Here is a 13101-nt window from a genome sequence, read left to right on the forward strand (position 1 = left end):
CACATTATCCACAATTCTCACAATTTTGTTTCATAGCATAACCTCCTGTTTATGGTGCTCGCAAAAAAGGCGTTATTGCTGATTTTACACGGTTTTTACACAACTCGTGCGGAATATGTGGATAACGTTGTCCACAGGTTGACAAATGCCGCAAGTGGCAAAAATCATGTTAGGTTTAGGCGATATGTACGTTCACTTGTGCGCCATCCGGCCCACGCTCCCACGCAACGCCGAATGTGGTCGGTTTTTCGACTACATTTGGCTCGCGTACCCTCATCCGGCGCATTATGGTCGGTTTTTCGATTACAATGGGCTCGCGTACCCTCACCCGGCGCATTGTGGTCGGTTTTTCGACTACATTTGGCTCGCGCACCTTCATCCGGTGCATTGTGGTCGGTTTTCGACTACATTTGGCTCGCGTATCCTCATCCGGCGCATTGTGGTCGGTTTTTCGACTACATTTGGCTCGCGCACCCTCATCCGGCGCATTGTGGTCGGTTTTTCGACTACATTTGGCTCGCGCACCCTCACCCGGCGCATTGTGGTCGGTTTTTCGACTACATTTGGCTCGCGCACCTTCATCCGGTGCATTGTGGTCGGTTTTTCGACTACATTTGGCTCGCGCACCTTCATCCGGCGCATTGTGGTCGGTTTTTCGACTACAATGCGCCCGTCAGCCGTCGCGGCATATAATGTGGTCGGTTTTTCGACTACAATGGGCTCGGAAGCCGTCGAGGCATATAATGTGTTCGGTTTTTCGACTACATTCGGCCATACGTCGCTTTGCTAGCACCTGACAGCAAAAATGCCTCTGCCGATGTTGGTGACATGGCAGAGGCATCCAATCCTTGAAAAGCGTTGAACCCGCGCGGTAACTTCGCTCTGTTCTTGGGTCTCTAGCTTTTTAGCTATTCACCGCCGAGCCGGGAGAGGGCACCTCCGATTCCGACAGCAGTGCCGCATTACAAGCGGCGATGTAAGCAATGCCTGCGGCCATCACGATATCGTGATGGATGGCCGTGCCCCGGAACTTGGTGTCCTTCCACTCCACCATGACGGCGGCCTCGGCCTGGGCATTCCCGCCGCTGCCGAGGGAATGCAGCTCCAGCCCGTCGAAGCGGATATCCTCGGCAATCCCTTGCCCTATAGCGGCAATGATTGCTTCCAGCGGACCGTCTCCGGTGCTGGTCTGGGTCGTCTCTGCGCCGCTCTGCAGATGGCGCACTGTCACTGCGGCCACGCGGCGCGGCGCGCTGCCGGCCAGGACCTGGACCTCGCCGAGCGCATAGACCTGCGCCTGCTGTCCTGTGGTGCTGCTGACCATCCGCAGCAGCTCATCATCGCTGACGGCCTTCTGGCGGTCAGCCGTCTCCTTGAAGGATTCGTAGAGCGCGTCCAGCTCCGCCGAATCCAGGGCAATGCCGTACTTCGCAGCGCGGTCCTTCAGCGCATGCCTGCCGGAATGCTTCCCGAGGATAATCATGCTGCGCGGGATGCCCAGCCGCTCCGGGTCCATAATCTCGTAGGTACTGCGGTCCTTCAGCAGGCCGTCCTGATGGATGCCGGATTCATGCTGGAAGGCATTGCGCCCGACCACCGGCTTGTTGAAGGCAATCGGGAAATGCATCGCCCCGCTGATCATCCGCGAGGTGTCATACAGCTTATCCAGCACGATTCCAGTCTCGGCGCCGATAGAATCTCCGCGTGTCTCCAGCGCCATGACCAGCTCCTCCAGCGCACAGTTGCCGGTCCGCTCGCCCACTCCGTTGACCGTAACCTCAATCTGTGTGGCGCCGCCTTCAATGGCCGCCAGGCTGTTCGCTACGGCGAGGCCCAGATCGTTGTGGCAGTGGGCGCTGTAGATGACCTTGTCTCCGCCCCTGGCCCCAAGCCGCACACGCCGGAACATCTCTCCGTATTCCTGAGGCAGCGCATAACCTACCGTATCCGGCAGATTGATAATCGAAGCGCCCTCTTCAATCACCGCCTCGACCATCTCGATCAGATCGTCGATGCCCGTCCGCGCAGCGTCCATTGCAGTGAACTCTACCACATCGCAGAACTGGCGGGCATAAGCCGTCATCTCTCTGGCAACCGCTACAACCTCAGGGCGGCTCATGCGCAACTGATGGCGCAGATGGATGTCGGAGGAGGAGATGAATAGATGAATCCGCCGCCGCGCGGCATCCCGGGTGGCCCGAACAGCAGCATCGATATCCCCCTTGACTGCCCGTGCGAAGCCGCAGATCTCCACACCCTGAATGTTGCGGGAGATCGTCTCCACCGCAGCGAAATCCCCCGGACTGGATACAGGGAATCCCGGCTCCATGACATCCACTCCCAGGTCCGCCAGCTTGCCGGCCAGAATAATCTTTTGCTCTGGGGTAAGACTGGCTCCCGGGGCCTGCTCCCCGTCACGCAGCGTCGTGTCAAAAATCTGAATTCGTTTCTTTACCGGAATAATCATTGTAATTCCTCCTCAAATTAGGTTTATCTAATGGAGGGCTGCCTCCTAAAAAGCACAAAGACCCCCCGTCTCTTATAAAGAGACGGGGGGTCAGCCCTCCGCGGTACCACTCTTTTTGACGCATAGTCTCCCTGATGTCAGAAGTCCTGGCTGCGTCCAGCTTAGATCAGATCTCCCAGCCCCGATAACGGAAGCTATAAAGATCTGAAGGGTCCGGTAACGGGGACATCCGTAGCAGCGTACCTGTAGCTCTTTCCGCCGCTCCGCTCACGGGCGAGATTCGCCGGCCTCTGGTGTCTGCGTCGCACCTCCCCGCAGCTCTCTGTTCACCTTAGCCGTCTACTGCTCCCGATCCTTGCGTGTCATTCCTATATAACTTCTCACAAAATGTGCACAAAAAAAGCCTGCCGTCTCATTCAAGAGACGACAGGCTGTTCACTGTCGCGGTACCACTCTTGTTGATATCCGAACCCGCTAACCTTCCAGCTGTTCTGCGATACCCACTCCATGTCTGCAAGGTTCCCGGAATGTTCCCACTCCGCCAAGCCTTGACTGACCACCCTCTCACGGAGGTTAACCGTAACGGTGTACCTAAGGTTGCCGGATTACATCCTGTACCGGCCAACGCTCCTGTTCAAAGAGCTCCCTGCTTCCACCGCTCCGCTCCCGGACGAGTTCAGGTCTCCATCGACTGCGTCGCACCTTCCCGCAGCTCTCTTATCCCGGAGTGACCTTACTGCTTCCGATCATTGCGTTTGTTCAAATATAAGATGATTGAATTGAACTGATTATACCCGGCGGCATCTGCAAAAGTCAATAGGCAGATACCGACCATTTCTCCAGCGAATAGCCGGGATCGGCGACCATATCCAGCGGAATCCCGCCTTCATGTCTCCATTTCACGTAAGCTGCGGCACCAATCATCGCCGCATTATCCGTGCAATATACGGGAGGAGGGATAACCAGCTCGATCCCCTCTGTCCCGCAGCGCCGGATCAGGGCTTCGCGCAGCCCCTTGTTCGCCGCTACCCCTCCGCAGAGCAGAAGCTGCTCCGCGTGGTATTCACGGACGGCACGGATCGCCTTCTCGACCAGCACTTCAACTACGGATTCCTGGAAGCCGCGCGCAATGCCCGCGACATCCGGCACAAGCCCCTTCATCTTACTCTGATTCACCGCGTTCAGCACCGCAGACTTCAGACCGCTGAAGCTGAAGTCATACGAGCCCGGCTCCAGCCACACACGCGGCAGAGCGAAGGCTTCCTCCGCTTCATGCGCCAGCTTGTCCACATGCGGCCCTCCCGGATAAGGGAAGCCCAGGGCCCGCGCCACTTTGTCGTACGCTTCGCCGACGGCATCGTCACGGGTGCGCCCGATGATCCGGAAGCTTCCTTCCCGCTCCATATGCACCAGCTCCGTATGCCCCCCTGACACCACCAGCGTCATGCCCGGATACTTCAATTCCTTGACCAGCCGGTTAGCATAGATATGACCGGCAATATGATGCGTGCCGATGAGCGGCTTGCCCCAGGCCAGCGCCAGGCTTTTGGCAGCCACGACTCCGACCAGCAGCGCCCCCACCAGTCCCGGACCCTGCGTTACCGCCACAGCCGTCAGCTCCTGCGGACGTACGCCGGCTACGCTTAAGGCTTCTTCAATGACCAGCGTTATCACCTCGACATGCTTGCGGGAGGCCACTTCAGGCACCACTCCCCCGAATGCCCGGTGGGTCTCAATCTGGCTGGAGATGATGTTGGACAACACCTCACAGCCATCCTTCACTACAGCTACAGAGGTCTCGTCACAGCTGGTTTCAATCGCCAGAATCAATACAGGCTCCCTTGCGCCCGTGTCTGTCTTCATTTCAAGTCCACGCTTCCTTCCGTTACAGCTTGCTCCCCGTACTCCGGCAGATCAGCCCACATGATGAGCGCATCCTCGCGGTTGTCCGAATAATAGCCCTTGCGGGTACCCGCAGGCTTGAAGCCTTTTTTGCGGTATAAATTCTGGGCCACCTCATTGGAGACCCGTACTTCAAGCGTGATCGACTGCATGCCGAGATAAGCCGCCGTCTTCATCAGCTCGTCCAGGAGCCGCTCGCCCCATTTACGTCCCCGGTATGCCTCCAGCAGTGCAATATTGGTAACATGCGCCTCATCGACAATCGCCCACATTCCTGCGTATCCAATAATATGCCCTGCCAGCTCCATTACCATATATTTAGCAAAATGATTGTGGGTCAGCTCGTTGCGGAAGGCTTCCTCTGTCCAAGGCATGGTGAAGGCCTCCCGTTCAATCACAAGAATCGCAGGCACATCCTCCAGCCGCATCAGGCGAAAAACAAGCTCAGTCCCCTGAGCTGGTCTACGTTCCGGTTCGATCATCGTGTATTCAGACTCCCTTCGCTGCTGCGGCGCAAATTCGCCTCCGCCTCCGACAGCTGCGTATAATTGGGAATCAGCGTATGCAAATCTCCGCTCTCTTCGTAGAGACCCGCTTCCGCCAGAAATCCAGTCCAGCGTCCTTCCAGCTCATAAGGCACTGCCTGAACGTTGGCGGCTTCCATCAGCGGAGCCAGCATGTCCGCACTTCCGTGCAGCGCCGTCTCGCCTACGAACCACAGTGTGTCCGGCAGATTGCCCTCAGCTGCGGCTTCCTTCAGCCGTACCGCCAGCTCCTGCACCCAGTCGGCCATCAGCCTGATGGCATCCGGCGCCAGCCGCCGGGGAGGCTTGTCCCCGTCCGCCGCGAATACAGCGGTGTATGCCTGTCCCCGCCGGGCATCGATCAGCGGAATGATCCAGTCTGTTCCTGCCGTGCCGTTCGGGGACGTTATGGAGCCTTGCTTCTGCTGCGCAGAAGCCGCATGGTATCCGCCCCAGGCCAGCGCATGCAGGCTGGATACACCGGTAACCGGTACGTTCCAGGCCCAGGCCAGCGTCTTGGCTGCAGTCACAGCGATCCGTGTTCCGGTATAGGAGCCCGGGCCGATCCCGACCGAGATTCCGCCGATCCTTTCGGCCGTAGTGGCAGACGCCTGAAGTGCCTGCTCAATAATAGGCAGCAGATGAACCGAATGGTTCCGCTCCCCGGAAGCATTAATCTCATGCAACAGCTCCCCGCCGCCAGTCACGGCCACTCCCAGAACTGCCGTTGATGTATCAAGCGCCAAAAACCGCTTACGCGGCTCATTATTCGAGTTCGTCATATTTCTTTACCCCACTTCTGGATCAGCATCCGGCACACTTCGCCGTAAGGCTCTCCGATTCCGGTCACCGTAATCTCCCGTTCATCCGGGCCGGCGGTCTTCAGCTCTATATGGAGATGCCGCGGCGGCATCAGATCAGCAATGATTCGGCTCCATTCCACCAGACACACACCCTGACCGTAGAAATACTCTTCCAGTCCCAGCTCGTCCGCTTCCTGCAGCGATATCCGGTATACATCCATATGATACAGCGGCAGACGTCCTTCATACTCTTTGATAATGGTAAAAGTAGGACTATTCACAATACCTTCCACACCCAAATGGCGTGCATAGCACTGCGAGAACGCTGTTTTGCCCGCACCTAGATCCCCGTCAAGTCCGATAACCATCCCCGCCGATGACGCGGCAGCAATGGCGGCGGCAAGTGCCTCCGTATCCTGAAGGCCGAATGAACGGGTTGTAAACACCGTTTGTGTATTATTGTCCAAAGCTGCAACTACCACCTTTTTGAAGATCCCTTAACAGTTAACAATACTTTTAATTATATCGGTATGCTACTTGCACCGCAACAGCCTGTCAGTCCGTTGAGAACGCCGGAGCCGCCGCAGGCTTCCCCGGATGCCGGGAGAACAGGCTATGCAGCACCATACCACCAATAATGACCGCAATCCCCGCCCATGACAGGAGGGATGGCAGCGGCGAGGCCAGCAGGAGCATCTCCCCCAGCAAGGCGAACAGCACCTCCAGTGACTGGGTCGCTTCCACGGCTGCCAGACTGCTCATGCTATCCCTGACCAGATCGGTAGCCCGGAAAAACAGCACCGTAGCCACAACTCCCGAACTGAGTGCAACAATGACTGATTGTCCTATTTGCGAGGAGGAGGGCAGGCCTGTATCTGCCATACCATACAGAGCGACAGCCAGCCAGAAGGGCAGGCTGGCAAGCGTCATGCCAAGAATCCGCTGGAATACATCCAGCTGGCCGCCGCACAGCTCCATCATCTTACGGTTTCCGAGCGGATAAGCGAAGGAAGCGATAAGAACCGGGACAATGCCCAGCAGGACCTGGGATGGGGCAAGCTGCCGCGCCTGCTCCACTTGCAGCAGCGCTACTCCGGCGAGAATAATCAGGGAGAGCAGCAGCCCGCGCAGCGGGATTTTACCTCTTATGTATACTTGTCCTCCCGGTCCGCTGACCCATTCTCCGAAGAACGGAGCCAGCAGCGAACCGGAGATAATCGTGATCTGCCACGTTCCAGCCGTCAGCCAGCCCGGTGCATAGGCAGCGGCGAAGCAGATGGGCGCGTAGAACAAGCCGAACCCGACAGTTCCCCACAGCAGCCAGGCTCCAGGCCGTTCTCTCATCGCAGCCAGCAGCGGCTTCAGCCTCCCTCTTCCGGCCACAATCGCCAGCAGCAGCGGGAGCGTGAACAAGTACCGCAGCGAGGCGCTCCACGCCCAGCTTCCTCCCGCAAGCTCCATCCTCCGGTTCAGCACAAACGTCACCGCAAAAAACAGCGCCGAGCACACACCCAGTAATATCGGACGCACTTCCATCATCTCTTTTCGTCAAAATTCTTCTTCCAAATATAGGGCTCACCACTCCCGGCGTCAATATCTGTGTCAGCTATTATTTAGAGGCTACGGCTCCATACCCCGGCTCTGAGCATAACGATTATTTTCGGTCAGGCCACACAAAAAGCAGGAGACTCCCCGCGATGGTGCCACCGCCAAAAGAACTCCTGCTCGAATGAGTATTTTACCTGGAGACCTACCAGGACTTATTATGCTGACCCGCTACTTCCTCTGCTCCTCCAGCCGCTCAACACCAACAGTCTGTGTATTCGTCGGCCGGGAGCCTACCTGAACCGTTGCCATACCGTTATCCGAATCTACATGCTCAATCCAGACCGGCTCACCGTCGAGATGCACCGCAATCTTGTCCTTGGAAGCGTAAATATCCTGCGCACGTGTTATATCCATTCTTTTCTTGCCCCCCTATTCCTCTTCATCTTCCGCCGGAAGCTCCCCGATTGTTGCATCAGCATCCAGTAGTACTGCATCCTCGTCCAGTCCGGCATCCTCCGGATCGGCAATAATATTGTCCCAATTGACCGCCTCAGCCGGAATATCCTGCTCGGATAACGCATCGCTCCAGTGATAGTGCTCCTTGTCCATAATGCCTCCTCTTCTCGCTTTGGGTCTGTGCAAGCTGAGCAGCATTTATTTTTTCCCATGACTCTCAAAACATGCATCCGGCTAGAAAAAGCCCTGCCTCCCCATACTAAGCCATACCACATCCCATCAGGAGGCGATTCTCATGCATACCGTTTGGAAAGGAGCCATCAGCTTCGGGCTTGTGCATGTTCCGGTCAAGATGTTCTCCGCTACGGAGGATAAAGACATCTCGCTGCGCTACATCCACAAAGAATGCGGTAGTCCGCTGTCTTATGTACGTAAATGTCCTGTCTGTGACAAGGAAGTCACCTGGGAGGAGATCGGCAAGGGGTACGAATATGAGAAGGGCAAGTTTGTTCTGTTCGACAAGGAGGAGCTGGATCAGCTAAGCGAGGAGAGCAGTAAGAGCATCACCATACTGGATTTCGTGGATTTGACGGAGATTGACCCGATTTATTTCCAGAAGACCTACTATTTATCGCCAGACCAGGCAGGCGCCAATGCTTACCGTTTGCTGATGGAGGCGATGCGTCAGACCGGGAAGATCGGTATTGCCAAGATCTCCATCCGCTCCAAAAGCAGTCTGGCCGCCATCCGCGTCCTGGCAGACTGCTTGGCGATTGAAACGATCTATTACCCGGACGAGGTCCGTCCGGTATCGCAGGTTCCCGGCCTGCCGGAGCCGGGCAGCGTGAACGACAAAGAGCTGGATATGGCCAAGCTGCTGATCTCACAGCTGTCCACCCCGTTCGAGCCTGCCAAATACACCGATGATTACCGCCAGCGGATGCTTGATCTGATTACACATAAGATTGCAGGCGAAGAGTTCCATATTGCTCCGGCCCGCCAGGAGAACAATGTTATCGATCTGATGGCTGCCCTGCAGGCCAGTATCGAGGCTGTGCAGCATATTCCTTCCGATCCCGGACCGGCTAAGGGAGGCAGCGGGGCTAAGCCAAGGACAGCCGCCGGTGCGAAAAAACGTCCGGCCAAGGCCACTGCCGCAGGGACTCCAACCGATACAGCCGCCGCTCCGGTTGTAGATGAAGCTACCGGACCAATTCCGGTGATTGCCCCGAAGCCGAAGCGCCGGAGCGCGAAGAGCAAGGTAACCGGTGCCTAGAGGCCCGGCGTCTGCACCCGCCGCCAGGCTGGACAACTCCCTTCAGCTTAAGACCATCACTCCGTTTGAGCCTGTACTGGCCTCTGTGCTTCCAAGCGGAGAACAGTGGATCGCCCAGATCAAATGGGACGGCGTGCGGATGATCTCCTATTACGACGGGAGCCATGCTGAACTGATTAACCGCCGTGGCAATCGGCGCACGCTCCAATATCCTGAGCTGGCCGAACCAGGAAGCTATTGCCGGGCCGGCTCCTTCATTCTGGATGGCGAGATCATTGCACTCAGCGGCGGCAAGCCCTCCTTCCATGAGGTCATGCGGCGGGACAGCCTGAAGAACGAGGCTGCGATCCGGGCAGTGCAGCCCCAGGTTCCGGTGCTGTATATGGTTTTTGATATGCTGTATTGTGACGGCATCTGGCTGCTGGATGAACCGCTGTCCCGGCGGCAGGAGCTGCTGAAGGAGATGCTGCTGCCCCATCCCCATGTGCAGCAGGTGCCGAGCTACCCCGATCCCGTCCAGTTGCTCGCTGCGGCACGGCAGGGCAGTCTGGAGGGGATCGTCTGTAAGGATCTGGACAGCACTTATGCGCCGGGCGGCAAGGACAAGCGCTGGCAGAAGCTCAAGATCATCTCCGATGTCACCGCTGTCGCCGGGGGCGTCACCTTCCGGGACGGCATCGTGAATGCGCTGCTGTTCGGCCTGTATGATGATGCCGGCAGGCTGCATTATATCGGACATGCCGGAGCAGGCAGAATGACCGTCCAGGACTGGCGGACACTGACCGGACGGATTCCGGGACTTGTCACAGAGCATATGCCGTTTGCCGACCTTCCGCAGCGAAGCTCAGGCTCCGTTTGGATTAAGCCTGAGCTGGTGTTTAAGCTGCATTTTCTGGAATGGAATCCCTCCGGCACCTTCCGCCAGCCTGTGATTCAGGCTCAGGTCGATCTGCCCGCCCATTCCTGTTCTTTAAGCCAGAGGGGGTTCTAGCTGCCTATTGGGGAGTAAGGCTTCCGGCAAGTTTCAGCAGTTCAGCCTTACTCTGCACAGTGTTCCGGCTATCCGTTAATGTGTACTCTCTGCTGCCGTCCGTGCTGCTCCACTGCAATTGCGATTTGAGGTTGCCGTGATGCGGCCCGAAGGAGGTGAACATTCATCTCCTGCCCGTTAACCTGCACCTTCTCATCCTTGTCCTCCGGCAATACGGCCAGTGTAACTCCAGCCGGAAGCTTGCTTGCAGGCTCGGCACGCAGGCTGAGCACCTCTCCCTTGCGGGTATACGTCAACGTGGTGACATGACCGCTCCAGGGGAGCATTTTGGAGACGACCTTTTTACCGGCTGACGTAGATTGTTGCTTGAGTTGCTCCCTGAGCTGCGCATATCCTTCCTCATACGAAAAAGGAATGTCGGGACTGATGTTTGCCTCCTTCAGCACATAATCTTTTGGGAGCGAAGCTGGAGCCATGAATGCACCTCCGCCCATTGACGTTAATTTCTGCGCCGCTTTGCTTACAGACGTATAACTAAACGGCACGTAACTGATATCCAGACTGTCCAGCGTATTGATTTTGATGTCATTCACATACACAGCCCGGATTTCCCCTGCGTTCAAGGGAGCCTCATTCGCTTTGGACAGCAAAGCGTCCAGCGGGGATGGCGCAGCCGGTTTAGCCGGCTTTTCGGTTTCTTCCCACAGAATGCCATTGCTTTTATTTTTTAATTTATCAGGCAGCCTTCCCGCTGCTCCCACCGACCCCGCTGCTGCGCTCAGCAGCATGGACAGGCATATTGCGGCAGCAGCCGCTTTCTTTTTCATTAACAGAGTCATGTTCATATTCCTTCCCTTCAGCTGATTTGTTGTTGCTGCAACACTCCTGTAATGCCGCAAAGTGCCGAAAGGGGACATTCAACTGTGAAATAATAATAAAAGAACAGCATCACCCTAACTGATGAATACGACTGTGTTCGGTTTTTCGACTATATTTGGTCCACGCGCCTCCACACTGCTCATTGTAGTCGGTTTTTCGACTATATTTGGTCCACGCGCCCCCGCGCTGCTCATTGTGTTCGGTTTTTCGGCTATATTTGGTCCACGTGCCTCCGCACTGCTCATTGTGTTCGGTTTTTCGGCTATATTTGGTCCACGTGCCTCCGCACTGCTCATTGTGGTCGGTTTTTCGCATACATTGCCTCCACACTGTGGCTTCCGGAGACACCTGTATTTAACGCCCATAAATCTTCAACGCTGAACCATCCCGGCGGCAATGCTCTCCCATTGCTCCCGGGTCAACCGCTTATCCGGCGGGTCCGTCATCCAAGCAAGCCCTCCATAGGCGTTATCATACCAATACAGTCTGCTTACTGAACTTCCGTTCTCTTCTCCAGCGCCTGCCCCCGGAATGAACAGTAGCTCCTTATCCTCGTAGGTCCATAGTTCAGCCGTTTGGCCGGGGGATACGTGAATTTGCGAAGGACCGGTTGTTGCTGCGTTATTCCAGAATAACTGAAGCTTCAGCTGCTGGCTGCCATCCCGATAGATCACCTCGGCGCTTGCGAGATTCTCCAAGGGCCATAAAGTTGCAGCCAGCGGATTCCCGTCCGGAGCAGCTTCCGTTTTGGCCTTCAATGCCTCCAGTGCCAGCCTATACTCCGGCTCAAACGCAGAGGGGGTTTTGGCGAACAGCCGGCCCTCCGCAAACTGTAACCCGCCTATTCGCTCAGGCGGCAGTGCAAAACTCCACTTGCCCGTTTGCTCCCGGGCGGCTGACAGCTTCGCGTAGCTGGTATACGTAACCGTTCTGCTGGTGAAAAATAGCGGTTTTCCATACCCCAGCCCGTTCATCAATGCAATCAATTCACTGTCATTGACATAATAAGCTGCTGTCTCTCCCGGCTGTAAATCCGCTTGCGCCTGTTGTTCATATTGCTCCCTTAGCTTAAAGTAACGTTCCCGGGCTGAGCTAGAGCCAATGTAAGGCGTGTAGACCTTCGATTCAGCGTACCTAAGCTGCGCCACAACTCTGCCGCCGCTGTCCTTCAAGACCAGAGGCTGCCCCTCCGTCTGCCGGATGACCGCAAAGTCCGGGTGCAGCGCCTTCCCCGTAGTTTCCTGGTCTGTCCCATGGCGGAGAACGCTGAACCCAGCCAGCCCCAGCAGCGCAACCGCACAGAGTCCGGCGGCCAGCCTTCTGCCCCGCTGTACCGCAGGACGCAGCGAAGGTATCGGCTGCCTGGTCATCACAGGCCCTTGCCTAACCATTTCAGGCACCGCTTGCCCCGGTGAAGCTGGCGTTCCTCCGCCCTCTGATGCAAGCCGCTGTGCATGGATGACACGTACCCGCTCCATAACGGATGACTTAACATCAATGCTGCCCGCTGCCTCACCTGCGCCCATTCGTCTTATCCTTTTTTCTTCAGCAGCGAAGTGCTCGTCCATTGTGCTTCCTCCCCCTCTCTTTGCGATTTCAGCAGGTTGGTGAGTTTAATAATCGTGCGCTGATATCTTTTTTTGACCGCATCCTGATTCTTGCCCAGAATCACGGCGATTTCGGCAAAGCTCTGCTCTTCAAAAACCCTCAGCAAAAGCAGGTTCCGCTCCTCCACCTTCAGCCGGGAAAGCGCTACAGCGAGCGGTTCATCGAACAGGAAGCGGTCCATCTGCTGCTCCGGGCTTTCCGCGTATTTCTGCGGCCGCAGCAGCAGCATCACCCGGCTATGCCGCTGGCGCTGGCGGATAACCGCCAGGCAATGATGATAAGCGATTTTATACAGCCATGAAGAGAAGCTGACCAGCGGACGGTACTTGCCGATATTTTGATAGGCTTTGACCAGAATCTCCTGCACGGCATCCTCCGCCTCTGCCCCGCTGCCTAGCAGACGGCTGCAATAACGGTACATCGGCTGCTGAACAGCTTCAACGATCCGCCCGTACTGCTCCACGTCGCCGTTTTGAACCTTAACAACGAGGTGTTCCATTTCATCCAAAATCGTAAAACGCTCCTCTCTTCTAGCTAACACCCTTATAAGCACCTGCCCGGGCCAAAAGGGACATTTTGCGCAAAAAAGTGTGAACTGCCCTTATCCCGGACCGGAATCCCGACTGAAAACCGGCAGCACGGCAAAT

The 13101-nt window shown here is 56.5% G+C and carries 14 protein-coding genes and 2 other annotated features; of the genes, 3 read left to right on the forward strand and 11 right to left on the reverse strand.

Translation table 11 applies throughout. The features are described from left to right. Positions 1-166 precede the first annotated feature (166 nt). Positions 167-790: a hypothetical protein gene (locus MKY64_RS22005; RefSeq protein ID WP_340955722.1), complete on the forward strand. Its 624-nt coding sequence runs from the start codon at positions 167-169 to the stop codon at positions 788-790. A 114-nt stretch (positions 791-904) separates the two neighbouring features. Here the strand turns inward: MKY64_RS22005 and MKY64_RS22010 are convergent, their stop codons facing one another. The 8 genes from MKY64_RS22010 to MKY64_RS22045 form a co-directional block, all read right to left on the reverse strand. Beyond that, positions 905-2467 (reverse strand): 2-isopropylmalate synthase, encoded by a 1563-nt coding sequence (locus MKY64_RS22010; protein WP_340955724.1) that lies wholly within the window; start codon positions 2465-2467, stop codon positions 905-907. Between the two features lie 75 nt (positions 2468-2542). Further along, positions 2543-2832, reverse strand: a binding site (T-box leader). A gap of 51 nt (positions 2833-2883) precedes the next feature. Continuing rightward, positions 2884-3226: a binding site (T-box leader), on the reverse strand. Between the two features lie 54 nt (positions 3227-3280). Next, on the reverse strand, positions 3281-4330 hold the full coding sequence (tsaD, locus tag MKY64_RS22015; protein WP_340955726.1) for a tRNA (adenosine(37)-N6)-threonylcarbamoyltransferase complex transferase subunit TsaD: 1050 nt from the start codon (positions 4328-4330) through the stop codon (positions 3281-3283). Beyond that, a complete protein-coding gene (gene rimI, locus MKY64_RS22020; RefSeq protein WP_051477836.1) occupies positions 4327-4851 on the reverse strand; it encodes a ribosomal protein S18-alanine N-acetyltransferase in 525 nt (174 codons plus the stop codon). The genes tsaD and rimI overlap by 4 nt, the downstream gene beginning before the upstream one ends. Beyond that, positions 4848-5675, reverse strand: coding sequence for a tRNA (adenosine(37)-N6)-threonylcarbamoyltransferase complex dimerization subunit type 1 TsaB (gene tsaB, locus MKY64_RS22025; protein WP_340955728.1), 828 nt, complete (start codon positions 5673-5675; stop codon positions 4848-4850). Before tsaB ends, rimI begins: the two co-directional genes overlap by 4 nt. After that, the gene (tsaE, locus tag MKY64_RS22030; protein WP_155991279.1) at positions 5672-6163 is read right to left on the reverse strand and encodes a tRNA (adenosine(37)-N6)-threonylcarbamoyltransferase complex ATPase subunit type 1 TsaE; all 492 of its coding nucleotides are present in this window, start codon (positions 6161-6163) and stop codon (positions 5672-5674) included. The genes tsaB and tsaE overlap by 4 nt, the downstream gene beginning before the upstream one ends. A gap of 88 nt (positions 6164-6251) precedes the next feature. Continuing rightward, positions 6252-7226 carry a DMT family transporter gene (locus MKY64_RS22035; protein WP_340955731.1) on the reverse strand — a complete coding sequence of 325 codons (975 nt, stop codon included), beginning with the start codon at positions 7224-7226 and terminating at the stop codon, positions 6252-6254. 246 nt (positions 7227-7472) lie between these two features. Further along, positions 7473-7658 carry an H-type small acid-soluble spore protein gene (locus MKY64_RS22040; protein WP_036723178.1) on the reverse strand — a complete coding sequence of 62 codons (186 nt, stop codon included), beginning with the start codon at positions 7656-7658 and terminating at the stop codon, positions 7473-7475. A 15-nt stretch (positions 7659-7673) separates the two neighbouring features. Beyond that, the gene (locus tag MKY64_RS22045; protein ID WP_339253947.1) at positions 7674-7853 is read right to left on the reverse strand and encodes a hypothetical protein; all 180 of its coding nucleotides are present in this window, start codon (positions 7851-7853) and stop codon (positions 7674-7676) included. Positions 7854-7995: 142 nt separating this feature from the next. Here MKY64_RS22045 and ku point away from each other — a divergent pair, with 142 nt between their 5' ends. Both ku and MKY64_RS22055 read left to right on the forward strand, forming a co-directional pair. Continuing rightward, the gene (gene ku, locus MKY64_RS22050; RefSeq protein WP_339253945.1) at positions 7996-8976 is read left to right on the forward strand and encodes a non-homologous end joining protein Ku; all 981 of its coding nucleotides are present in this window, start codon (positions 7996-7998) and stop codon (positions 8974-8976) included. Then, positions 8969-9967: an ATP-dependent DNA ligase gene (locus MKY64_RS22055; RefSeq protein WP_339253943.1), complete on the forward strand. Its 999-nt coding sequence runs from the start codon at positions 8969-8971 to the stop codon at positions 9965-9967. The genes ku and MKY64_RS22055 overlap by 8 nt, the downstream gene beginning before the upstream one ends. A 68-nt stretch (positions 9968-10035) precedes the next feature. Here the strand turns inward: MKY64_RS22055 and MKY64_RS22060 are convergent, their stop codons facing one another. From MKY64_RS22060 to MKY64_RS22070, 3 genes are all read right to left on the reverse strand, one after another. Next, positions 10036-10806, reverse strand: a complete 771-nt coding sequence (locus tag MKY64_RS22060; RefSeq protein WP_340955737.1) for a hypothetical protein — start codon at positions 10804-10806, stop codon at positions 10036-10038. Between the two features lie 411 nt (positions 10807-11217). Continuing rightward, positions 11218-12414 (reverse strand): hypothetical protein, encoded by a 1197-nt coding sequence (locus tag MKY64_RS22065; protein WP_339253939.1) that lies wholly within the window; start codon positions 12412-12414, stop codon positions 11218-11220. After that, a complete protein-coding gene (locus MKY64_RS22070; RefSeq protein ID WP_339257307.1) occupies positions 12378-12953 on the reverse strand; it encodes an RNA polymerase sigma factor in 576 nt (191 codons plus the stop codon). Before MKY64_RS22070 ends, MKY64_RS22065 begins: the two co-directional genes overlap by 37 nt. Between the last annotated feature and the right edge of the window lie 148 nt (positions 12954-13101).

It is taken from the genome of Paenibacillus sp. FSL R7-0210 (assembly GCF_038009085.1).
Taxonomy (GTDB): Bacteria; Bacillota; Bacilli; order Paenibacillales; family Paenibacillaceae; genus Paenibacillus_AQ; species Paenibacillus_AQ silagei.